The organism is Streptomyces sp. 7R007, from assembly GCF_054850255.1.
In genome coordinates this window covers 56,827-78,499 of sequence record NZ_JBTWMV010000023.1, presented here as the reverse complement: position 1 = coordinate 78,499, position 21,673 = coordinate 56,827, and the positions used below count along the sequence as shown (strand labels likewise).

19 protein-coding genes and 2 tRNA genes are annotated in these 21,673 nt (G+C 67.0%); 13 read left to right on the top strand and 8 right to left on the bottom strand.

What is annotated here, in order from left to right; all coding sequences use genetic code 11:
* Window positions 1–16: 16 nt before the first annotated feature.
* Window positions 17–1,057: an ArgS-related anticodon-binding protein NrtL gene (gene nrtL / locus ACYF6T_RS27455; protein ID WP_461699705.1), complete on the bottom strand. Its 1,041-nt coding sequence runs from the start codon at window positions 1,055–1,057 to the stop codon at window positions 17–19.
* A gap of 208 nt (window positions 1,058–1,265) precedes the next feature.
* Window positions 1,266–1,775, bottom strand: a complete 510-nt coding sequence (locus ACYF6T_RS27450; protein WP_461699780.1) for a response regulator — start codon at window positions 1,773–1,775, stop codon at window positions 1,266–1,268.
* 173 nt (window positions 1,776–1,948) lie between these two features.
* Between ACYF6T_RS27450 and ACYF6T_RS27445 the strand changes: the two genes are divergently transcribed.
* The 3 genes from ACYF6T_RS27445 (at window position 1,949) to ACYF6T_RS27435 (ending at window position 3,431) form a co-directional block, all read left to right on the top strand.
* A tRNA-Arg gene (locus ACYF6T_RS27445) sits at window positions 1,949–2,023 on the top strand.
* Window positions 2,024–2,436: 413 nt separating this feature from the next.
* Window positions 2,437–2,757 (top strand): hypothetical protein, encoded by a 321-nt coding sequence (locus tag ACYF6T_RS27440; RefSeq protein WP_461699704.1) that lies wholly within the window; start codon window positions 2,437–2,439, stop codon window positions 2,755–2,757.
* On the top strand, window positions 2,757–3,431 hold the full coding sequence (locus ACYF6T_RS27435; protein ID WP_461699702.1) for a nucleotidyl transferase AbiEii/AbiGii toxin family protein: 675 nt from the start codon (window positions 2,757–2,759) through the stop codon (window positions 3,429–3,431). Before ACYF6T_RS27440 ends, ACYF6T_RS27435 begins: the two co-directional genes overlap by 1 nt.
* Before the next feature lie 458 nt (window positions 3,432–3,889).
* Here the strand turns inward: ACYF6T_RS27435 and ACYF6T_RS27430 are convergent, their stop codons facing one another.
* Window positions 3,890–4,744 carry a hypothetical protein gene (locus ACYF6T_RS27430; protein ID WP_461699701.1) on the bottom strand — a complete coding sequence of 285 codons (855 nt, stop codon included), beginning with the start codon at window positions 4,742–4,744 and terminating at the stop codon, window positions 3,890–3,892.
* Window positions 4,745–5,323: 579 nt separating this feature from the next.
* Here ACYF6T_RS27430 and ACYF6T_RS27425 point away from each other — a divergent pair.
* Window positions 5,324–6,820, top strand: a complete 1,497-nt coding sequence (locus ACYF6T_RS27425) for an AAA family ATPase (protein WP_461699699.1) — start codon at window positions 5,324–5,326, stop codon at window positions 6,818–6,820.
* On the top strand, window positions 6,820–7,671 hold the full coding sequence (locus ACYF6T_RS27420; protein ID WP_461699698.1) for an HNH endonuclease: 852 nt from the start codon (window positions 6,820–6,822) through the stop codon (window positions 7,669–7,671). The genes ACYF6T_RS27425 and ACYF6T_RS27420 overlap by 1 nt, the downstream gene beginning before the upstream one ends.
* A 362-nt stretch (window positions 7,672–8,033) precedes the next feature.
* Here ACYF6T_RS27420 and ACYF6T_RS27415 read toward each other — a convergent pair whose 3' ends face one another.
* Together ACYF6T_RS27415 and ACYF6T_RS27410 are read right to left on the bottom strand one after the other, a co-directional pair.
* On the bottom strand, window positions 8,034–9,416 hold the full coding sequence (locus tag ACYF6T_RS27415) for a phospholipase D-like domain-containing protein (RefSeq protein ID WP_461699697.1): 1,383 nt from the start codon (window positions 9,414–9,416) through the stop codon (window positions 8,034–8,036).
* A complete protein-coding gene (locus ACYF6T_RS27410) occupies window positions 9,403–12,840 on the bottom strand; it encodes a serine/threonine-protein kinase (protein WP_461699696.1) in 3,438 nt (1,145 codons plus the stop codon). Before ACYF6T_RS27410 ends, ACYF6T_RS27415 begins: the two co-directional genes overlap by 14 nt.
* A 574-nt stretch (window positions 12,841–13,414) precedes the next feature.
* On the opposite strand from ACYF6T_RS27410, the gene ACYF6T_RS27405 reads away from it, so the two are divergent.
* A tRNA-Arg gene (locus ACYF6T_RS27405) sits at window positions 13,415–13,491 on the top strand.
* A gap of 155 nt (window positions 13,492–13,646) precedes the next feature.
* Here the strand turns inward: ACYF6T_RS27405 and ACYF6T_RS27400 are convergent.
* Entirely contained in the window at window positions 13,647–14,165 is a 519-nt protein-coding gene (locus tag ACYF6T_RS27400) for a DUF2199 domain-containing protein (protein ID WP_461699694.1), read from the bottom strand.
* Between the two features lie 441 nt (window positions 14,166–14,606).
* On the opposite strand from ACYF6T_RS27400, the gene ACYF6T_RS27395 reads away from it, so the two are divergent.
* Both ACYF6T_RS27395 and ACYF6T_RS27390 read left to right on the top strand, forming a co-directional pair.
* Window positions 14,607–14,867, top strand: a complete 261-nt coding sequence (locus tag ACYF6T_RS27395) for a CopG family transcriptional regulator (protein ID WP_461699693.1) — start codon at window positions 14,607–14,609, stop codon at window positions 14,865–14,867.
* On the top strand, window positions 14,864–15,286 hold the full coding sequence (locus ACYF6T_RS27390; RefSeq protein ID WP_461699691.1) for a type II toxin-antitoxin system VapC family toxin: 423 nt from the start codon (window positions 14,864–14,866) through the stop codon (window positions 15,284–15,286). The genes ACYF6T_RS27395 and ACYF6T_RS27390 overlap by 4 nt, the downstream gene beginning before the upstream one ends.
* A gap of 23 nt (window positions 15,287–15,309) precedes the next feature.
* Here ACYF6T_RS27390 and ku read toward each other — a convergent pair whose 3' ends face one another.
* On the bottom strand, window positions 15,310–16,302 hold the full coding sequence (gene ku, locus ACYF6T_RS27385; RefSeq protein WP_461699689.1) for a non-homologous end joining protein Ku: 993 nt from the start codon (window positions 16,300–16,302) through the stop codon (window positions 15,310–15,312).
* Between the two features lie 62 nt (window positions 16,303–16,364).
* On the opposite strand from ku, the gene ligD reads away from it, so the two are divergent.
* Complete coding sequence (gene ligD / locus ACYF6T_RS27380; RefSeq protein ID WP_461699687.1) at window positions 16,365–17,246, top strand: non-homologous end-joining DNA ligase; 882 nt, start codon at window positions 16,365–16,367, stop codon at window positions 17,244–17,246.
* 370 nt (window positions 17,247–17,616) lie between these two features.
* Here ligD and ACYF6T_RS27375 read toward each other — a convergent pair whose 3' ends face one another.
* Window positions 17,617–18,420: a nuclease-related domain-containing protein gene (locus tag ACYF6T_RS27375; RefSeq protein ID WP_461699685.1), complete on the bottom strand. Its 804-nt coding sequence runs from the start codon at window positions 18,418–18,420 to the stop codon at window positions 17,617–17,619.
* A gap of 101 nt (window positions 18,421–18,521) precedes the next feature.
* Here ACYF6T_RS27375 and ACYF6T_RS27370 point away from each other — a divergent pair, with 101 nt between their 5' ends.
* From ACYF6T_RS27370 to ACYF6T_RS27355, 4 genes are all read left to right on the top strand, one after another.
* A complete protein-coding gene (locus tag ACYF6T_RS27370; RefSeq protein ID WP_461699684.1) occupies window positions 18,522–19,031 on the top strand; it encodes a protein-tyrosine phosphatase family protein in 510 nt (169 codons plus the stop codon).
* Window positions 19,032–19,131: 100 nt separating this feature from the next.
* On the top strand, window positions 19,132–19,857 hold the full coding sequence (locus ACYF6T_RS27365) for a hypothetical protein (protein ID WP_461699682.1): 726 nt from the start codon (window positions 19,132–19,134) through the stop codon (window positions 19,855–19,857).
* A 56-nt stretch (window positions 19,858–19,913) separates the two neighbouring features.
* Window positions 19,914–21,083 (top strand): ATP-binding protein, encoded by a 1,170-nt coding sequence (locus ACYF6T_RS27360; RefSeq protein WP_461699778.1) that lies wholly within the window; start codon window positions 19,914–19,916, stop codon window positions 21,081–21,083.
* A 156-nt stretch (window positions 21,084–21,239) separates the two neighbouring features.
* Entirely contained in the window at window positions 21,240–21,668 is a 429-nt protein-coding gene (locus ACYF6T_RS27355) for an SH3 domain-containing protein (RefSeq protein ID WP_461699680.1), read from the top strand.
* Window positions 21,669–21,673: the final 5 nt, after the last annotated feature.

The following is a 21,673-nucleotide window of genomic DNA, read 5'->3' as shown; positions in this document are numbered from 1 at the left end:
CTTCTTGGCTGGCTCTCTAGAGGTGGTGGGGTGCGTCGATGCCGAGCAGGGACAGGCCGCCGGCCAGCACCGCCCCGGCGGCTTCGGCGAGCGCGAGCCGGGCGCGGTGGGCGGCCGAGGGTTTCTCCGCTCCACGGGGCAGCACGGTGGGGAGAAAGGGCAGAACGGCATCGGCGACGGTGACGAGGTGCCGGGCGAGACGATCGGGGGCGTGGTGTGTGGCGGCGTGGGCGAGGACGCGGGGATGATCGGAGAGGGCGGCGACGAGCGGAGCCGCGCCGCAGACCCCCACGTCACCGGGCTGGGCGCCGAACCCCAGATCGGCGGCGTTACGGCTGAGGGCCCGGGTGCGGGCGTGGGCGTAACGGACGCGGAAGAGAGGGTTGCTCTCACGCTGGACGAGGTGGTCGGCGGTGATACGCGGCCGGTGGTGCCCGGCGGGGTACAGCAGGGCCCAGCGGGCGGCGTCGGGGCCGAGGGGGGCGGGGTCCTCGGGGGCGGGGACGGGACGTAGGTCGACGGGCTGGCCGTGGGCGGGCGGGGCGGGATCTTCAGACACCCCCACGGACCGCAGCCCCGGACCGACGCACGGACCGTGCTCGATCTCCGTCCGCCCGCCCTGGGAGGCGACGATGCGGGAGAGGGCGTCGGCGACGACTTCGGCGCGGAGGTCGTACGGGACGCGGAGGACGACGGTGCGGCCGGCGAGGGCGTCGCTGTGGCCGTAGGCGGGGCCGAGGCGCAGGATCTCGGAGACGAGGCCGGCGGGGGTGGAGTCGCGCAGGCTGATGTTGAGGAAGCCGGGCCCGGTGACGACGACGTCACGGACGCCGTCGGCGTCCGCGAGGCGGGCCTTGAGGATCTCGGCGACGCGCAGGGGCGGGTGCCCTGCCGGGCGGGCGAGCTGGAGGGCGATGTTGGTGGCGTAGTCACCGCACCCTCCGGGTCCGGGGGCCGTCACCACGGCCCGCGCCGGCACGGCCACGCTCAGTACCCCGTCGTCGACAGCACGACGCACCGCGCGCAGCACGGTACGGGAGAGCTCGACGGGGGTCACGGGACAAGCGTAGGGGAGGAGGGGGGTGGGTAGGCGAGCCGGTTTGGGGGAGGGTCCGATATACGGACGGAACCACTCGCACGCCCAGTCCCCCGCGACACCCCCGGCGGACGGGACCGCTCGCACGCCTGGTCCCTCGCGGCACCCCCGACGGACGCACGACAGCGGACGCGCCGGCGCCCCGCGCGACGCGGCTCGGTCGGACGTCTCAGCCGCCGGCCCGCCCGGCCCGCTCGGCTTCCGCGACCTCGCGCATGTCGCCGGCCGGCCCGTCCCCCGCCGCCCCGTTCCCCCTCCCCCTCCGGATCAATTCCTGCACGAGGCGTACGAGTTCGGCGGGCTCGAAGGGCTTGGCGAGGAAGGCGTCGACGCCGACGTCGAGGCCGCTCTCGACCTCGTAGGAGGTGCAGGCGCTGATGATGGCGAGAGGAAGATCACGGGTCCGGGGGTCGGCACGGAGCCGGGCGGCGGTGCGCAGGCCGTCGAGGCGAGGCATGACGACGTCGAGGGTGACCACGTCGGGCCGCACCTGGTGAACGACATCCAGACACTCGGCACCATCGGCCGCGGTCACGACCTCGATGCCCTCAAGTTCGAGATTGACCCTGATCAACTGCCGGATGACCTTGTTGTCGTCCACAACAAGCACCCGGCCCGAAGCGCCTGGCACAAGTCGAGAGTAGGTCGACACAGGCCACCGCGTCCGGCTTTTACCCACTTCCGACCGGGGCGGGGAGGCGACGGGGCCGCGTCGGGGCCGAAGCGCCCGCAAGGTCACCGACACGGCGACGCCCCTCCGGGACGACCGGCAACACCGGGAAACCCGTTCATGAACACCCCGAAGGAGCTGGTAGGGTTCTACCCGTCGCCGCCACCCAAGGCGCCCGACACGCCCCCGTAGCTCAGGGGATAGAGCAACGGCCTCCGGAGCCGTGTGCGCAGGTTCGAATCCTGCCGGGGGCACCACCAAAACAAGCCCTGACCTGCAGAAACGCGGGTCAGGGCTTAACTTATGCATGCCAAAACGCACACGGCCTACTCCATCATGACCCCTCGGCCCGAGAGGGCTTCGACCTGCGACTTTACGACGCGGGACGGACGAAATCCCAAATGTCCGATCCCGTGGAACGGCCTCGCGTGGGACATGCGTGGGATGGGAGAGCCGAATAGTAGAGCCGACTCCGTAGGACACCTGTCGTGACCTGCGCATTTGCCGGCATAGACAGTCGAAAAACATACGGAGGGAGCAGGCCGTTTGATTTTCCCGGGTCAGGGCTGAGTACGGCTGTGAGCAGGCGTTTCGTCGAACGTGACGCTCACTGCCCACGGGGATGCCGGTGTCGGCACCACGACGCGGCCGGCTACGGCATGCTGGGTGTATGAGCAGGTACGCCGCCGCGAGGATCTACGCGCTTCCGGAGTCGCTCGACGAGTTGGTCGGGCCGAGCGCCGGCACCGTGATCCTGCCCCGGCACATCGACTGGGGTCCGCACTACGAGTACGACCTCGCCGACGAGGCCGACCTGCTCCTTATGTACGAGCGGGTCGTCCGGGAAGCCCAGACCGCAGCCGACCTGCGGGCGTACCTGAGCGCCGATCTGTTGCGCCAACACTGGACGGACCTGTTCCTGCCCGCTCCGGCCCGTGCGGCCTGGCAGGCCCGCTTCCCCGACCTCGCACCTGCGGCGGCCGCAGCGTAGTGGACGAGCTACACCGCCGCCTGATCCGCATCGGGCTCGACGCGCTCGCCGACGACTTCGGCTACGCCCTGGCAGGCGGCTACGCCGTCCAGGCCCACCAGATCGTCAACCGGGTTAGTGACGACGTCGACCTCTTTGCTCCGATCAACCGGGCCACCACGGAGATGCCCGCGGCCACCGAACGCGTCATCGCCGCCTACGAAGCCGCAGGCTTCTCCGTGGAACTGGCCCACCAGAACTCCGAGCACACCTACACCCGGTTGAACGTCACCGACTCGGTCAGCGGTACGCAGAACAAGGTGGAACTTGTCGCCGAGTTCCTCAACCACCCGCCCGTGCCCTCCGAGCTCGGCCCGGTCCTGCACCCTGACGATGTCGCCGCCGGAAAGACCACTGCTCTGGACGGCCGGGCCGAGGTCCGCGACGCCATCGACGTCGACGGCCTCCTCAAGGCCGGATACACCCGCGAACGCCTGATGGAGCTGGCCAAGCAGAACGACGACGGCTTCGATCCTCGAATGTTCGCCGACTCACTCGCCCGCATCCAGCGCTACACGGACAAGCAATTCGCCGCCTACGGCCTTACTGCCACCGAAGCCGCAGCGCTGCGCGAGCGGTTCGCTGACTGGCGACGCCAACTCATTGCGCCGCAAGACGCGAACCCGGCCCAGTAGCGAGCCGGGTCATCTCCGGAGTACTCAGAGAAACCACCTGGCGGGAAGAGGGAGTTCACCCGTATTCGTCCAGCAGAGCCTCGATGCGCTGGTTGGCGATCGCGGCCCGTCCGTACAGGCACTTGGCGTACTTGGTCATGAGGACCTCGACACTGTTGCCAGCGCGTTCCGCGACCTCCGTTGGGTCGACGCCGGCGTTGAGCCAGGTGGACAGGGCCGAGTGGCGCAGGTCGTAGGGGCGAGCCGCGAGTGGAGCGTTCAGCAGGCCGGGCGGCAGGGCCAGTTCCCGGGCTTCGTGCCAGACGCGGTCGTACGTACTGGAGGCGAGGACGCCACCACGTTGTTGAAGAACAGCCGCCCATCATCAGCGGTACCGAAGGTGTGGACGCTCTCTCGCCACAGCGCCACCAGTTCGGGCGGCAGCGGCACCGGACGGGTGTCCCCCGGCGGGCGGCCCTTCAGGCCACGCTCGTCATGGAGGCACCCGGTGTCGGTCCACTTCTTACCCGCCTGGGCCGAGTGACGTGCAGGAACACTCCGCCCCAGCCCTCCGCCGGTAGGACGCAGTCCGGCAGGGTCACCGCGACGGCCTCCTCCGGCCGCAGCCCGGCGTAGTACATGCCGGCGAACAGCCCTACCAGCCGCCGTCCGCGGGCCCGCCGGTAGCTGCCGACGTAGGAAACGGCGTGGAGCAGGGAGCGAGCCTGGGCAGGGTTGGCGACCACCCGCGGATCAACCTGCTTGACAATCTTTGCAATCCGCCAGTTGACGTTGGCGAGCGGGTCGTCCGGGAGTCCGCCTTGCTCGATCGCGTACCGCACGGCGTTCACGAGGGTCATGCGCTTGTGCCGCTGGGTCTCGGCGGCCGCGACCGTGCCGTCCTGCTTCAGCCGCAAAGCTTGCAGCACGGCCCGCATCACGGCCGGATCCATCAGGTCGGTCAGCGGACGGGACGCCCTCGCCACCCAGCGCAGGGCAAACCGCATGTCCGGGGGTGCCGTCCGCAAGTCCGGCCGGGGCAGGACGAACGCCCAGTTTCGAAGCGCCTGCCGCAGCAGCTCGTCACTCGGGCGGCCTCGCACGTCCCGGAGCATCGTCAGGGTGATCGCGCACAGTGCGTCATTGGTCTCGTTGCGCGTCTTCGCCGCGACCTGCGGCCAGCGCATCTCCAGGTATTCCAACGCGAAGGCATACCAGCTGATGGTGACCGGGTCATGGCCTGTCCCCAGGGAGGCCAAGTCATCGGCAGCGACTTGCCGGACGGAGCGGATCAGCGCGGCGCCAATTTCGTCGGCCAGGTCCCTGATGTCCACCGCTGCGGCCCGGCCGTCGCGGTGCCGACCCGCAGTCACAACCCTTCTGGCAGGTCTCCTCTTGGGGACGCCGTACTTCTGGAATGGTGTATGCCTCATGGCGTCCACCGCCTCTCTGAACAGGTGAACGCAGCAAGCACGCGAGACTATGGGCGCCAAGCGCCCCACCATTCGCTCGGAGACACGCCGTGACAACGTAATGCGATCACGTTGCCCCGCTCATTGGAGAACAGCCGGGCCATCTTTCGAACGTGCCGAATAGCTTCGAATGCTCGCAGAGCAGCCGCGCCGGCAGGGGCGGGATCGGCACGATGCGCACCTCACCTTGGGTCTGCTAGGCGAGTGAGAGACAGTGCCCAGGTCCAGAGCACCTCCCATGCCGGGAGCTTCACCTGGATCGGCGATGCTTTCGTCCGCCCACGACTTGATCGCTCGTGATGCAGTTCCATTCTCGACACTGCCTGTTGATCTTGTATTGCTTCGAGAGTCGGCGGCGCCCCTGACGTGAGGCACTGCCCGGCTCGGGCACTACGCTCTCTCTACCCCAACACAGTGGGCGACGCAGCCCAGGGAGGAACCGTGGAGTTCACCGTCTTGCCCTACCGGACGTTGCCGCGAGGACCACTACGGCCGCAGGCATTTCTCGTGACGGACAACTGGGACGACTACCACTTCAAGACGACCTTCTTCTTGCTGTACAACGACGGCACCGAGATCCATGAGATCGGGGATGTCAAGATCGGCGAGTTCGGAATGCATGCGCATGATCGCACCACGTTGCCGGATCGCTTCGAGACCCTCGACGAGGGGGCCTTCTCCCTCGGGCAGGACGATACTTACTACGAGAAGCTTCGCGACTTGGGCGACGATGTACGGATTGGCCTACTGAGGGCCCTGCGGGACATGGCATTCGACCGAGAGCTCCTCTCGCGTGCAGTTGACGAAGAGGTGACGCAGAGGTCACTGCTCCGCTCAGTCTCATACGAGACGGTCATCCATCAGTTCCATCGCATCGCTCTGGGCGGCGCTCGGCTAACGCCCTTCGACTTCTCTTACACAGCTCCGTCACCGGCAATGGAGGATCTAGAGCCCCTCTCCTTGTCCTTCACTGTCGATCCGGGATCGTCTCCTCCAAGCAATGTCCACGCTTTGATCGGCAGCAACGGGGTTGGCAAGACTCGTCTGCTCAGCCACCTAGCCAGGGCAGTCGCGGATGGTTCCGCCACAGCGGAAGAAGTCGGCGAGGTCACGGACCGGAACGGCGATGGCCCCGTGTTTGCCAATATGGTTTCCATCGCTTCCAGCGCCTTTGACGCCCTTGCCCCCGTACGTGAGGCCAACGGAACGCACCATGCGCACGTCACACTCGCCCGGACCAGCATCCATGGTTCCACCGAGGTGACTCCAGCCGAGCGCTTTAAACAGTTGGTGGAAGGACTCACCGGGGCCCGCCTGGCCCGCTGGCGGAGCGCTCTTGAGACTCTGGCCGAGGCTGACGCTCTATTCAGAGATGCTGATGTTCCTGCGGTTGCACATTCTGCTCTCGAACCACGGCAGGTCGATCCAGCAGATTTGTTCAGCAGTCTTAGCTCCGGCCACAAGATCGTTCTGCTGGCAGTCACCAATCTTGCGGATCTTGTAACCGAGCGGACCCTAGTCCTGGTCGACGAGCCAGAAACGCATCTTCACCCGCCGCTTCTTGCTGCCTTCATCCGGGCCGTCTCCGACCTGCTTGTCGACCGCAACGGTGTCGCGATAATTGCAACGCATTCACCCGTGGTCCTGCAAGAGACCCCCCGGAGATGCGTGTGGATGCTACGCCGATCCGGTCATGTGGTGCGAGCCATGCGTCCCGCGGTCGAGACGTTCGGAGAGAACGTAGGCATCCTTACTCACGAGGCGTTCGGACTTGAGGTCACGCGGTCGGGATTTCACCGCGATCTGGAACGGGCCGTAGGCCAGGGCCTCACTTATCAGGGGGTGCTTGAGCGGTTTCGCGGGGAGCTCGGTAGCGAGGCCAAGAGTCTTGTCCGAGCGCTGATCGCGGTTCGCGACCGCAGAGAGGGTCTCGTCTGATGCGGTTGCTCCAGATGCCAGGGCACACGGCCCGCGACGCCTACCGCGTCTGCATCAGCAGGATCCGTGACGACGACCTCCAAAAGCGGCTGGCAGGGCTGGAGGACAATGTCGTGAACGCGGCAACCTCGTTCGACACCGCCGTACGCGCAGCGTCACTGCATTCCCTCAACCCGGCGGCGTTCGCTCCACGAGACGAGCATGATCACAAAGAACTCCCCGAGGTCTACAAGAAGCGGATGGCACAATCCGGCGCACCAGGACGGCCGATATACGACGAACTCCGGACTGCACCGTCGAGGTGTCCACTGTGCGATCATCGCGAAGTCACTACGCTGGATCACCACCTACCCAAAAGTAAGTTCTCCCTGTTGTCCGTCGCGCCCATAAACCTGGTTCCGGCTTGTAGCGACTGCAACAAGGCAAAGAGGGATTCCGCACCTAGATGCGCTGAGGAACAGACGCTTCACCCGTACTACGACGATATAGGAAATGATCGTTGGCTGAGCGCTGAAGTGATCGAACAAGAACCCGCTGTCTTGAGATTCTTCGTCCAGCCGCCACTCGGCTGGACCGATCTCTTGGCGGCCCGGGTCCGCTACCACTTTGACGTCTTCGGTCTAGCTGCCCTATATGGAGCACAAGCCGCCACGATCCTGGCAGGCATCAAGGGAGCGATTCGTCGGCAGTTCGCCATGGGCGGCTCGGATGAGGTTCGTTTCTACCTGCAGGACCTGGCCACCAGTTGGGAGCAAGGAGAAGACCTCGGACCCAACCACTGGGCATCGGTGACTTATCGTACGCTGGCCGAGAGTGACTGGTTCTGTTCCGTCGGCTGCATGGCCGAGTAATCAAGGGTTGCGTTAGCTGCACTCCACCAATGCATGAGGCCCGGTCCCTGGACGGGACCGGGCGCTCGCGTGCGGTGCAGAGGGAGTCAGCACCACACCAGTCCATAGCATTTTCGATATACCTTGTTGTTCAACTTCTCATGCCCTCTCTAGAACCTCTCATGCCGGCGGCGGATGACCTCCGGAAGGTTTACCCGCACTGCGGGCAATCTCCGCCACCGGAAAACCCCGGCGTTTACCCAGTTCGTGATGCAAGTGTGCCGCAGGTCTGCGGCAGAGTCGATCAGGGCGCCGATCTGCTGATCGACGCGGCACTCCATCAGCGAAATACCCAAGAGGCCATATCGGTCGGTTAGTGTCTGCTATGCACTCTCCTGAGCGATCAGCTCTAGATAGTGTTGGAAGGTCTCGTCGGCTGTTTTCCTTCCACGGACGAGGGTGCCCTCCTCCATGCGGTACGTCCGGTCGCGATCTCCCGCGAAGGAAAGCCAGTTGAAACTGGTAGTGATCCACACATCGTCGTACACGAGGACCTTGGCGTGTGTGGACTTCACCCGCGTGAAGGTGAACTTTTCCTTGTAGCGACTTGCGAGATTCTCGAGTCTGCGTACAGAATCGCGGTCGTTCTTAGGGTCGTTGAGGGTGTAACCGTAGGCGATGTGGACGCTTACGCCGCGACGCAGCCGGGTTTCAAGCTTGCTGATGAAGCTGGTGTCAACGATGGCGCGCTTGATCCAGGGAGCGATGAGGAGAATTCTGCGACGGGCCTGAGTGAGAGCCTCTTCGAGCAGATCGGGGTGCTCGAAGACACTGATGGCTCGGATCTCGTCGCGCGGCAATTCTTCGGCTGGCTCCTTGTGAGCGACGGCTGCGAGTTGGACTGCCGCCTGTTCCGCGCGCTTCTTGGTGACCTCGGCCAAGGGAACACGCGCGCGTTCCAGATCTGGATCGAGCGAGGGTCGTTCGGCGGGGGCCTCGACCTGGATGCCGAGAGCTTTCGCGCCACCGTAGCTGATGAGAGCGAGTTCGTGCTCCGGGCTCAGCTCGCCGTCAATGACCACGCCGAGCTGGATGTCGGTGCGATCGACGTCAGCGTAGACAAGGAGTTTAGCGGGCAGGACGCGAGACGCCTTCAATTCGGTGATCTGCTTGATCTGCAGGACTTCACGGTCGGTCAGCCCGCGTTCGCGGAGCTGGATGTTGATCGCGGCGGCAGTAAGGTCACCCATCTCGACGGGTCGGCGCTGCGCAGCAGGCAGGAGCAGCATGTTCTGTTCCTGTGCTTGACGGCGAGGAATGATCATGCGGCGATCGAAGGAGCTGACCTTCCAAAGCAACTGATCGAAAACGATCGGCTCGTTCACCCGGACAGGGACAACAGAGGAGAGTTCACGCTCCTGTTGTTCGCCGCGGGGGGTCAGCTTGAGTTGTCGCGTACCCTCAGCGCTGCGCGATGGTCCGTACGTCAGGAGATCTTTGTGGAAATGGTCGGCGATGGTATCGGTGACCATGTCGGAGGGCAGACCGAGGAAGCCAGCGATGGCCGCTTCCGTGCTGATATTCGCGTCCACGAGTCGCAAGACGAATTCGTCGAGCAGGGGGATCTGCTTGCGGTCCTGAGCGAGGACGTCAGCGTTGATACGGGTGACTGGTAGTGCAGCGTCGACAATGGCTGTCAGCTGCAGGCCCGGATGCGCGTTATGGAAGCGTGCAGCAAGCAGACTGTCGGGGCTAAATGTGGGCATCGCGTACCTCGCAGTCCTCGCGGTGACTGGTGATGTAGTCCAGAACGTCGCGCAGGGCTCCAGGCTTGCTGCGGGAGAAGACGGCGTCGCCAATCACGGTGAGTCCGTAGCGAGCGCGGGAGAGCGCGACGTTGATCCGCCGCCAGTAGTGCTCTCCGAGGAAACCGAAGTCACCGCGTTCGTTGCTGCGGGTGACCGAGAAGACAGCCAGGTCGCATTCTCGTCCCTGGACCGCATCGACGGACAGGACCTCGACGTTGAGGTGCTTGAGCGTGACACTGGCCAAGCGCCGGCGCAGTTCTTCGACCTGACGTCCGTACGGGGCGATGACCAGTACTTCCAAGGGCCCTTTGCCAGATGGTTGGATGACGCCCTGCGTGACGGCTCGGTCGATGAGGGTGAGCCTATCGCGGGCGATCTGGGTTTCCACACGGTTGGAAATGCTGGTCTCGGCGCCGGTGCGGTCTGACTCACGGCGGCCAGAGATCCGTGATGTGTCGAGCCAGAGGACAGGCTTCCCGATGGCCTCGTATCCCTTAAGGACAGTGGCGTTAGGCGAGAGCAAGTCCTCGCCATAGAAAACGGTGGAGATCATGTTTCCGATGGCCGGGGTCATGCGGTACTGCTCGCGCAGCATGTGCTTGACGGGATACTGCGTGTGCTTCTCCAGATACGCGAACAGGGTGGTTGTAACTAGTTCCGGGATGAGGTGGTGGTCTTCCATAATCTTCTGATCGCGCAGGATGTCCTCGTCCAGTGGCGGAAGCTGTCGAGTGTCGCCCACGAGGATCCACTTACGGGCGCGGGCAAGAGGCACGAGTGACTCCGTCGCGGTGGCCTTGCTCGCCTCGTCGAAGATGCACACGTCGAATTCAAGATTCCTGGCGGCCGGGTGCCCGAGAAAGCCCAGTGCGGTGCCCCCGACGACTTGACGGGTCTTGAGGTAGGCGGCCAGCAAGTTGGGGTCGGTGTCCACGCGCTGCAACCACTCGCCCTGCAGTCGCAGCAAGCTCAGCATGGTCCGGCCAGCACTCTGTGGGAACAGGGCTCCGACGGCGTCCCGCGCGTCCTTGGCAGTGAGGTTCTCCCGCAGAGTTAGATCGCCCTCCAGGCTTCGCTCGACGTCGGCGAACAGCTCATGCCGGCGCTCCATCAGCTGATCACGGCGGGCTTCGAACGACAGCACCTCCTCGTCGAGCTCGCGGGCAGAGGTCGTGCGCTCCGGGACGGGCTGCTTGGACAGCTCCTCAAGCCGTGCCTGCACGTGGGCGAGATCTGCGGCAACGGCGGCCAGCTCTTCGAGGTGGAGGGCGGCCTTGAGATGGCGGGCTTGCAGACCGCTGCGGGCTGCAACGTCGTCGAGGAATGCTTCCGCGTTTCGTCTGACCTTGCGAGTCCACCGGGTGATCTGCCGATTCAGAAGCAGGTGCTGCGCATCACCCGCGACCCGTGGGTCATCGGGACGGCCCAGTCGGACGATGTCTGTCACGCCTGCATCTGCGATCCGACGCAGAGCATTGTCGATGGCGATGTGCGTCTGGCTCACAATGAGGATGCGAGCTCCGGGGGTGCGTGCCAGGGTCTGCTCGACGATCTCCGCGATGACCGTGGTCTTGCCGGTGCCGGGTGGTCCTTCGACCAGCACTAGGTCTTGGCCGCTCACCGCGTGGCGGACGACATCCCGTTTGCTGCCGTCCAGGTCGGCACGGAACCAGTCGGTGATCTCAGCCGGCGGCTGGGTGGCAATCGCCGACGGCGCATCGATGATGTCGCGTAGCAGGCGGTTCGTACTCTGCCCGGTGGAGACAGTCGCAAGTGCATCGCGCTGCCGGGTAAGAGCGGTCTGGCTCGGGCCGAGGAACGGCACCAGCACGCCGCGGGCCGGCACCCGGGTGCCCGCGCGGCGGAACCGCAGCGTCACTGTCTGCTCGGTCTGTTCCGTCACTTCGCCCCGTGCCACGGGCCTGCCCTGGGAGTAGGAGGCCGCCGACCACTCCTCACCCACCAGCGATGCGCTGCAAGGTGAGGTGAGATGGAAGACGACACTGCGGCCGCCCTCACTGATGCGCTCGTATTCCAGACGTTCTCGCCCCTGCGCCGCGATCTCCTCACGAGCATCGAGTAGGCGGCGCCATCCGTCGAACAGGTCACCCAGGCGCTGCACGCCTTTCTCGTGTGCCGCCTGTTCCTTATCTGCCTTGTGCTGGTCCAGCCGGTCCAGGAGCAGCTCCCAGCCCTGATAGGCAGCTGTCTCGCCGGGATCTTTGAATGTCCAGGTGAGCACCGACGGCAGTTTGAGCGCGTGTTCTCGCCAGCGAGCCAGCCATTTCTCGCCCTTGGCTGCGGCGGACAGGACGACGGCGCGCTCCCGCCGCCCCTCGTCCTGTTTGAGGCGCAAGTACCACTCGCTGCCAGCCACGCAGAGCGTGTTGGTGTCCGTTTCCTGGGTCTTCGCGTTGAAGCCGTAGTCGACGTGCATGGTTCCGCTCAGGTCGGCCAAGATGATGTTCTTGGCTCGCTCCCAGTCCGGCTCTGTTCCCCGGGGTACGTCGGTAATACTTGCTGCCGCCCCGGTGGTGAGTTTCAGCCACAGGTAACTGCTACGCCGAGCCTGCCTGTTGCCACAAACCTCGTCGGCATCCAGGAGCTGTTGTTCGAGCACAGCTGCGTTCGCAGGACGCTTCCTCGGATCAAAGTCGATGCAGCGTCCAAGGACAGCGCGGATCTCTGGCGGGAGATCCAGCTCCTTGAGGACCTCTGCAAGGTGGTGGTAGTCACTGGCTTTGCCACCCGACAAGATCTGCAGCGCCAGAACACCAAAACCAAAGACATCTCGGGCATACGGAACCACATCATCCCGCTCTGGCGGGGAGTATGGGGCCGAGCGGAATTCAGCAACCGTCGCATCGGCGGCTGCGTTCACCCTCGAGCGGATCTTGGCGATGCCGAAGTCGGCCAGCTTAGGGACACCGTCCTGCGTGAGCAACACATTGCTGGGTTTGAGATCGCGATGCTCGATCTGGAGACCGTGGGCGTATGACAGCGCTCCGATCAGCGGCCGACCGATCCGCCCGAAGAACGCCTCCCAACCGATGGGCCGACGTTCTGCGAGATCATCCTTCAGACTCCGATCGACCCATTCGAGTGCGATGAAGTAGCGGCCCAGGTCGCCGTCCCACCCTGAGTCGAGCATCCGCACGATATTGGGATGCTCCAGCTGTCTGAGCGAGAGCGTCTCCCGCCCGAGGAACGTCTCCAGGACCGCGTTGTCGTTGCCTTCGTCCTGCCGCAGGAGCTTGATCGCCGCATACGCCCCGTCAGGGTCGGAGATGTCGAAGGCTTTACGGACCTCAGACAGCCCGCCAGGTCGCAGCTCGTCTCCCAACAGAATGAAACGACCATTGATCATCTTCCTGGCTGTCACACATACCCCTCGTACAGCGGCCCCGGGCGCTGCTCGCCCCCACAGACATCCTGCCAGCTCAGGGCGACACAGTCAGGGGATGCAATGAAACCGCGGCGTACGTAGGATCTGACGATCCGCTACTGGAGCAAGCAGTCCCAGTAGTCGTGCATATCAGTATGCCTTGAACGGGCACGTGGCCACGATCGACCGCACCGCCGGGCGGAACGTCCGCCCCTGCCTGATCCCACTTCAGACGACCGGGAAGTGACCGCTCCGTGCCTGATGGAGGCTCAGGCATGTCCCGAGAGGATCGGGACATGACACGTCCACCCCTTACCCTCCTGCGCTTCGTGAGCGTGCGGTGCGCGCGCGGTCGCGGAGATCCATCCCAACTACCCGACCGAGTGGGCCGCGGCGAAGCTGGACATCACTCCGCACGCCCGCCTTCTCATGGGCCTCAATGGGCCCTGCGCGAAGCGACCTTGGCTCAAGCCCGGAGGCGCGAGGAGTATGCTTACAACAGAACGCCCATTCAAGGCATTTCTGCATCGCGGGCTATACGCGGGACGGTCAGCCTGACAAATCGTCAGACAGGTCATTGACCAGCGAAAACGTCTAGGAGTCCAACGGCCTCCGGAGCCGTGTGCGCAGGTTCGAATCCTGCCGGGGGCACTTCGCATGAGGTGCCTGGAGACCCCGCAATCAGCGCGTTAGCTGAGTGCGGGGTCTTTGCGTTGTGGAGGCGGGTGCGGTCGGAAGCGGCCATTTGCCGGCGATCACCTTGTTATGTGTGTTGATCCTGGTGCGCTGCCCCCGTGCTCGGATCAGGCGTTGTCGCCCGCGTGGAGGATCGTCTCTGCGATCTGGCGTACGCGGTCCATGGTGATTCCGTTGCGCTGTTCGACGGCAAGGGGATGGTCCGTGGGCTCCAACTCGATGAAAGGTCGCTGGCCGACAGGACGAGTGTGAGCATTTGTCTTCAGGTTGAGTGTGCTGGGTGTGTACAGGCTCAATTCGGTGGTCAGCCATCCGAAGTACGGTTTTTCAGCTTCGCGACCGGGGGTGTTCCAAATGTCCAGAGCCCGGGTGAAGTTGTCTCGGCTCAAGGAGACCCAGACGCCCCAGGAGAATGGCTCGTCCCTGCCCGTCACCGGTATCTCGATCAGGCCTTTGATGAAATAGTGCTGGCCTTTGATGATGCATTGGTCGGAGGACAGCATGCTGTCGGGATCGTTCGTGAAGCTCTGGTCCCAGACGTCCGGAGCCACGGTGGAGTAACCCATCGGAAGCTCCGCGTGGTAGTCCCCGCAGCATGAGCAGGTGAAGCCGAGATCGTTAGCCATGGCCGGGAGCTTAACCCTCCAGCGACCACACGCGGTCGCCTGCAGGCACGCCCGCGGACGACCGGAGCGCCGGACCCGAAGTGGCCTGGAGGAGCGGTGGTTCCCGGGTGCCGGCAGGGCCGGCGCACGAGTGGAGCGGAATGGAATGGCCTGCGGTGTCATCCACAGATGGGGATCGCCGGGATCAGCGAACTCGGGGACGCGCACCCGCAAGGCGGTTCCGTCCTTGAACACGTCGACGACGTATTCGCCGGGCTTGCGGCCCCGCACCGCCCCGCCCCGCCCCAAGAGGCGTCACCGCGGTTCCCCCGCCAAGACCGCGCTGCCTGGATCTTGGTCCCGTGGTGTCAGGGCGGCCCAGCGCTGACCACCGCCGATCTGGTCGAGGTGAGCCGAAATCGGCCCGGTCTCCGCGGTAGCATCCGAAGTAGCATGGGGGGCATGAGCGAGCCCACCCAGAAGTATTCGGTCTCGATGCCCCGGGACATCGCGGAAGCCGCCCGTGCCCGTAGTGGGCCCTCCGGGCTGTCCGCTTATGTCACCGCTGCCGTCGCTCGTCAGATCGAGCGGGACAACCTCAATGACCTCATCCAGGTCGCCGAGGCGGAACACGGTCCCATCACCGAGGACGAGGTGCAGGCTCTGCGCGAGCAGTTGCACGAGGCACGCGCTCGGCAGGCCGGCGGGACGAGCGCGGCGTGACGCGGTCCCCCGCCACACCCGCCACCCCCGGCGGCACGCTGGTGCTCGACAGCGAGGGACTGGCGAAGGCCGTGTTGCGCGACCGTGCGGTCACCGCGTGGCTCGCCCTGGCCCGCGCCGACGACCTGCGTGTCATCACGTCGGCCGCCACCCTGGTGGAAGTCGTCCACCCACGCGTCAACCGCCCGGCTCTGGAGTGGACCCTCTCCCGTCTCGTCGTCGAGCCGGTCACCGAAGCCGTCGCCCGCCATGCTGCCGCCCTGCTCATGGGCGCGGGTCTGCACGGCCACAAGTACGCCATCGACGCCATGCTCAGCGCGACCGCCCTCGCCGCCCCCGGGCCCGTCACCGTCCTGACCTCCGATCCGGAAGACATCGGTGCACTATGCGGCGCCCGCGCAACCGTCATCAAAATCTGACGCCCAGAAACGGCAGTCCATGCCTACGCCGAGCGTTTGCGGGTCGTTGTTTTCTTTGCTGGGGACTTCTTTGCCGTCGATGTCGTCTTTTTCGTCCCCTGCGTTGACTTCGACGTCGATTTCTTGGTTGAGGATGCCGTCTTCTTCGTCGTCGACGTCGACTTCTTGCCTGTTGTTTGTTTGGGGGCGGACTGGGCCCGTTTGCGGGAGGGGAGAGGGGTGACCTCTGCTTCCTGTTCGCCTCTGGATTGTTTGGCCGCCTGGACGCTCTTCTCCAGGGCCGCCATGAGGTCCAGGACCTTGCCGCTTCGGGCCGGTTCCGGGGTTTCCGGGGGTGTTTCGCCGGCCGCCTTCGCCGCGACGACCTCCTCCAGGGCCTCCCGGTACTCGTCGTGCAGGTCTTCCAGGTCGATCTCGCCGAGGGTGTTCATGAGGGCGTCGGCCAGGTCGAGTTCCTTGTCGTTGACCTTGACCTTGGTGTCGGGGGCCACACCCTCGGGGGCGCGGACCTCGTCCGGCCAGAGGAGGCCGTGCATGGCGATCGCGTCGCCGACCACCCGCAGCATGCCCAGGCGTTCCTTGCCGCGCAGGGCGAACTTGGCTATCGCCACCTTGTTGCTGCGTTTGAGGGCCTCACGGAGCAGGGTGTACGGCTTGGCCGCCGGGGCGCCTCCCGCGGCCAGGTAGTACGCCGCGTCCATCTGGAGCGGGTCGATGCGTTCCGCCGGGACGAAGGCCACGATCTCGATCGTCCTGGCCGTGGGGAGCGGGAGGTGGGCCAGGTCCTCGTCGGTGATCGGGATGATCGTGCCGTCCGCGTCCTCGTACCCCTTGCCGATCTCCGACGAGCTCACCTCCTTCTCCTCCAGTTCGCAGACCTTGCGGTAGCGGATGCGGCCGCCGTCCTCCGTGTGGATCTGGCGGAAGGAGATCGAGTGGTTCTCGGTGGCGTTCACCAGCTTGATCGGGATGCTGACCAGGCCGAACGAGATGGCGCCGTTCCAAATGGATCTCACGGGCAGCACCCTTTCGGTCGCTTTCCGACGGTATGTACGTGTTCACGTGAGATTCTTATCGTATGACGCCTATCACGGAGGTGGACGGGAGGCGGCTCGCGCTCAGCAACCTGGAGAAGGTGCTGTACCCGGCGAGCGGGTTCACCAAGGGCGAGGTGCTGCACTACTACGCCAGCACCGCCGACGCCCTGCTCCCCCACCTGCGGGACCGGCCCGTCTCCTTCCTGCGGTACCCGGACGGCCCCGACGGGCAGCTCTTCTTCGCCAAGAACGTTCCGCCGGGTACGCCCGACTGGGTCACCACCGCCGAGGTGCCGCGGTCGGAGGGGCCGGCGCGGATGGTGCTCGTGCAGGATCTGGCGAGCCTGATGTGGGCCGCCAATCTCGTCACCGAGTTCCACACCCACCAGTGGGTCATCGGTGCGCCCAATGTCGCCGACCGGATCGTCTTCGACCTCGATCCGGGGACGCCCGCCGACATCGTCCAGTGCTGTGAGGTGGCCCTGTGGTTGCGTGAGCGGCTCAGGGAGGATGGTTTCGAGGTCTTCGCCAAGACCTCCGGGTCCAAGGGGCTGCATCTGCTCGCCGCCGTCGTTCCGACCCCCTCCGAGCAGGTCAGCGACTACGCCAAGCAGCTCGCCGTCGAGGCCGAGCGGGCCATGCCCCGGCTCGCCCTGCACCGGATGACGCGCAGCCTGCGGCCCGGCAAGGTCTTCGTCGACTGGAGCCAGAACGCCGCCCGCAAGACCACCGCCACGCCCTACACCCTGCGTGCCCGCCCCGCGCCCACCGTCTCCGCGCCGGTCACCTGGGAGGAGGTCGAGGCGTGCGGGGACGCCGACCAGCTGGTCTTCCGCGCACCGGACATCGCGCCCCGGCTGCAGGACTACGGCGACCTGCTCGCCCCGCTGCTCGACCCCGACCGCGCCGGTTCGCTGCCCTGAGAAGCAGAAGCAGACGGACCAATAGGGCGGACGGACCAACAGGGCGGACGGACCAACAGGGCGGACGGACCAACAGGGCGGACAGACCAACAGGGCGGACAGACCAACAGGGCGGACAGACCAACAGGGCGGACAGACCAACAGGGTGGACAGACCAACGGCAGATAAACCAACGCGGCAAACGACCTCAGTCGCTCCAACGGTTCCGACAGGCCGGCCTCCCCTACACGCCCCGCCCCTCAGACACCCGCCCCGTCAGACACCCGCCCCTCAGACACCCGCCCCCTCAACCGCCCCGCCCTCAGACACCCGCGCCCACAACGCCGCCTCTCCGCCCCCCGCCCCCTCACCCCTTCGCGTCACACCCGCGTCACACCCTCCCCCACGTCTGCCGATCCCGCGCCATCGCATGCAGCGCCTCCACATCCGCCGGCTTCAGCACGCCCCCGGTCCGTGCCAGGCCCTCCACCTCCGTGTCCTGGAGGACGCGGACCTCCCGCAGCGGAGCGGTGACGTGGACGTCCGCCGGGCCGGACAGGGCGAGGACCGGGTGGACCTCCGCCGTCAGGGCGTACGAGGCGCGGTCGGCGTCGGCGCGGACGCGCCGCAGCAGCGGAAGGGGGTCGCGGCGGCCCAGGGCGACCATGGGGTCGGCGACCGTCACCCGCTGCTTACGGGCGTACAGGGTGTGGAAGGCGAAGAGGCCGCCGGGGCCGATGGCCAGGTGGTGGATGCGGTCGCCGCCCGGCAGCGGGATCGAGTGCAGGGCGTGCCAGCCCGCCCCGTCCAGCCGGTCCAGCGCCTCGCCTACCGCCTGTTCCGCGGCCAGCGCCCGCCGCCGCGGGTCCGGGCGCAGCCGGTGTGCCGGGCCGGGATCGCGGTCCAGGGCGACCAGCAGCGCCTCGCCGGGGCGGTTGGGGGCGAGGTCGTCGTCCGGGTGGAGGGAGAGGCGGGCGAGTTCGGCCGGCGTCGGGACCGGGGGCGGGCCGACCGCCACGGGACCGGCGAGGAAGGGGCCCAGGGCCTCCAGGACGTCCTCCCGCTGGTCCTCGCTGAGCAGGTTGACCCTGGCGGCCTCACGGTCGTACCAGGCGATGTTCCTGCCGTCCGTCTGGCAGACGTAGAGCCGTTCCTGACCGTGCCGCCAGGACGGTATGACGCGCAGTGCGCTCATGCCTCATCACCCCATCGACCATGGGAACAGGCGGGGTGCTGTGCGGGCAAGAACCCGGTTACCTTTGAGAGGAGTTGGGAGGGGATGTTGGGGAGGCGTTGTTGCGTACCCGCAGGAAGCAGCCCGACGTACCGGCTCCGGACAGTCCGTGGAACGAGATCGTGCCCGGTCTGTGGATGGGCGGGCACGAGTTCCGTGGACACTCCGGGCAACTGGAGCTGGCCGTCGTACGGGACGAGTTCGATCTTGTACAGACCTTGCTGAGACTGCCCGGTCACGGGCCTGATCCGGGGGTCGAGCACCATGTGTGGCCGATTCCCGACGGACCGCTGGACGGCACCCAGCTCGCGGGGGTGATACGGCTCGCACAGGCCGCGAGCGACGCACTGGACGAGGACCGCAAGGTCCTCGTCCGCTGTTATCACGGCTACAACCGCTCGGGGCTGGTCGTGGCGCACGCCCTGGTGCGGCGCGGCAGCTCCACCGAGGAGGCGATCCGGCTGATCCGGTCGCGCCGCTCGCCGTGGGCGCTGCACAACGATCTCTTCGTGGAGTACCTGCGGGCGGGGCTGACCACGGCCCGCCTTCTGGAGGAGCTGACGGAGCAGTGACCGGCATGGCCGCGGGGCCGGCTCCGAGTGGCGGCGTGACCGATTCCGCGGACGAATAGGGTGGAGTGGGCCACCGATCGTTCCCAGCCACAGGAGTACCGTGCCCCGCACCCGCCCCGCCCGCCGGGTCCTCGCCGCCCGTGCCGCATCCGTCGCCGCCCTGGTCGCGGCGACGGCGGCGGGCTGCGGCGACTCCGGCGGTCCGGCCGCCGCGGGGCCGACCCCCACCGCGACCAGCCCGGCCAGGCTGTGGCCGAACCTGGCGCCCGCCTCCAGTCCCGCCTGGAACTACGACGACGGCGAGTCGGAGCTCATGCGCGGCATCACCGTCCCGGGCGACGACATCCGCAGGATCGACCCGGTGGCCGTCGTCCGGGCGGAGATCCGCCAGCACCCGCAGGACTACACCGGCACGAAGGCGTCGTACCGCGAGACCACCCGGCGGATGGCGTACTGCGCCCAGGGCGCCGGACACGGCAGGTGCCCGGTGCTCAGGCCGTACTACCGCGACCTCACCGGCGACGGCCGCGCCGACCTGACGCTGGGCTTCCGGCTGCTGCCCGGCGACCAGACCGCCGTCCGCGTGTACACCGTCGAGTCGGGCCGGCTGGTGCAGGTCATGTCCAACGACGACGCGGTGAGCGGCGTCGAGCTGGCCGGCCGGTCGGTGATCATCCACGCGCCCTCCGACATCGCGGACTACGAGTACCGCTTCCAGTGGACCTGGGACTCCGAGCAGCGGGTCATGCTGCTGACCCACGACGAGATGCTCCGCACGGGTGACGGACACGGGCACCGGCCCTCCCCGTCGGGGAGCGCGCGGTGAGGCTCCCCCGCTGGACCGGCACGCTCGCCGTCAAGGCCGCCGCGTTCATCACGGTGATGTGCTGCGCGCTCGCCGCCCTGCTCGGCGTCCTGGTGCACGTCTCGGTGACCGACCAGACCGTCGGCCAGGCCCGCGACCTCGCGCTGGAGCGGCTGGGGGAGGCCACGGACGCGTTCGAGGCCGGGGACACGCTGATGCCGGGCGCCGGCGTCGACCCGCCCGACCTGCCCGCGCCGCTGCGGAAGATCGCGACGGCCGGGGAGCGCGGCACGATGGTCGGCGACCACCACGGGCGGCCCGTGATGTGGGCGGCGGGCCCGGTCGACGGCGGGCGGGCGCTGGCGGTCGAGGTCGACTACTCCCAGGGCAAGCGCACCATCGACGGCCTCGACCGGGCCATCGTCTGGTCGTCGGCGCTGGCGATCGGCGCCACGCTGCTGGTCGGCGCGTTCGCGGTGACCCGGGTGACGCGGCGGCTGCACGCGACGGCGACGGTGGCGCGGCGGATCAGCGCGGGCGACCTGGACGCGCGGGTCGACGATCCCCGTACGAAGGAGCCGGGACGGCCGCAGGACGAGGTGGCCGCGGTCGCCGCCGCGCTGGACTCCATGGCGGCCAGCCTCCAGGGCAAGCTGCTGAGCGAGCAGCGGTTCACGGCGGACGTGGCGCACGAGCTGCGTACGCCGCTGACGGGTCTGCACGCGGCGGCGGAACTGCTGCCTCCGGGGCGGCCGACGGAGCTGGTGCGGGACCGGGTGGCGGCGCTGCGCACGCTCACCGAGGACCTGCTGGAGATCTCGCGGCTGGACTCCGGTCGGGAGCGGCTGGAGCTGGACAGCGAGGAGCTGGGGGCGCTGGCGCGGCGGGTGGTGCGGGCGTCGGGGACGGACACGGAGGTCGTCGTACGGCGGGACGCCCGGGTGGAGACGGACCGGCGGCGGCTGGAGCGGGTGCTCGGCAACCTGGTGGCCAACGCGCACAAGCACGGGCGGGGGCCGGTGGTGCTGACGGTGGACGGGATGGTGGTGACGGTGCGGGATCACGGGGACGGGTATCCGGCGTACCTCGTGGAGCACGGTCCGCAGCGGTTCCGTACCGAGGGGGGTACGAAGGGGCACGGGCTGGGGCTGACCATCGCCGTGGGGCAGGCGGAGGTGCTGGGGGCGCGGCTGGAGTTCGCGAACGCGGCGGACGGCGGAGCCGTGGCGACGCTGCGGTTGGCCTAGGGCCTGTTGCGAACGTTCCGTCACCAACCTGTCCGGTCAACACACCCGCCGGGCCCGGGCGCCGGCGCTCGTGTGGACCAGCGTGGCGGGCGACCGCCGACCCCCGCTCCTAATGTGGCGATTAGTCAGCTTCGCCCCCTCTTCCCGGAGGTACCCATGTCCCTGCGCTCCGCCCTCGCCCGCCTGTCCATAGCCACCGCCGCCGGCGCGCTCCTCGCCTCCGCCGTCGCCGTCACCCCCGCCCTCGCCGACGACGAGTGGGGCGGCGGCGACCAGGGGGTCAGCCGGCAGGACGGCGGCTGGGACAACCAGGGCGGCCAAGGCGGCGACCACGACCACCAGGACAACCCCCGCCTGTACCGCGGGGTCGTCACCGCGAGCGAGCTGCTGCTGCGCAGTGCGCCGAACCGGGGCAGCCAGGTGATCCGCGTGGCCTACCGCGGGGAGGTCGTGTCGATCTTCTGCAAGACGACCGGCCAGAACATCCAGGGCAACAACCTCTGGTACCTCCTCACGGACGGCACCTGGGCCTGGGGCGCCGCCCGTTACATCAACACCATCGGGACCGCGCCACGCTGGTGCTGAGATCC

Excerpts from the sequence above, each read along its gene's own strand:
- ACYF6T_RS27355 (WP_461699680.1), top strand. The coding sequence starts at position 21,240 with ATGTCCCTGCGCTCCGCCCTCGCCCGCCTGTCCATAGCCACCGCCGCC.
- ACYF6T_RS27375 (WP_461699685.1), bottom strand. The coding sequence starts at position 18,420 with ATGAGCGCACTGCGCGTCATACCGTCCTGGCGGCACGGTCAGGAACGG.
- ACYF6T_RS27420 (WP_461699698.1), top strand. The coding sequence starts at position 6,820 with ATGCGGTTGCTCCAGATGCCAGGGCACACGGCCCGCGACGCCTACCGC.
- ligD (WP_461699687.1), top strand. The coding sequence starts at position 16,365 with ATGACGCCTATCACGGAGGTGGACGGGAGGCGGCTCGCGCTCAGCAAC.
- ACYF6T_RS27415 (WP_461699697.1), bottom strand. The coding sequence starts at position 9,416 with ATGCCCACATTTAGCCCCGACAGTCTGCTTGCTGCACGCTTCCATAAC.
- ACYF6T_RS27400 (WP_461699694.1), bottom strand. The coding sequence starts at position 14,165 with ATGGCTAACGATCTCGGCTTCACCTGCTCATGCTGCGGGGACTACCAC.
- ACYF6T_RS27440 (WP_461699704.1), top strand. The coding sequence starts at position 2,437 with ATGAGCAGGTACGCCGCCGCGAGGATCTACGCGCTTCCGGAGTCGCTC.
- ACYF6T_RS27360 (WP_461699778.1), top strand. The coding sequence starts at position 19,914 with ATGTGCTGCGCGCTCGCCGCCCTGCTCGGCGTCCTGGTGCACGTCTCG.
- ACYF6T_RS27395 (WP_461699693.1), top strand. The coding sequence starts at position 14,607 with ATGAGCGAGCCCACCCAGAAGTATTCGGTCTCGATGCCCCGGGACATC.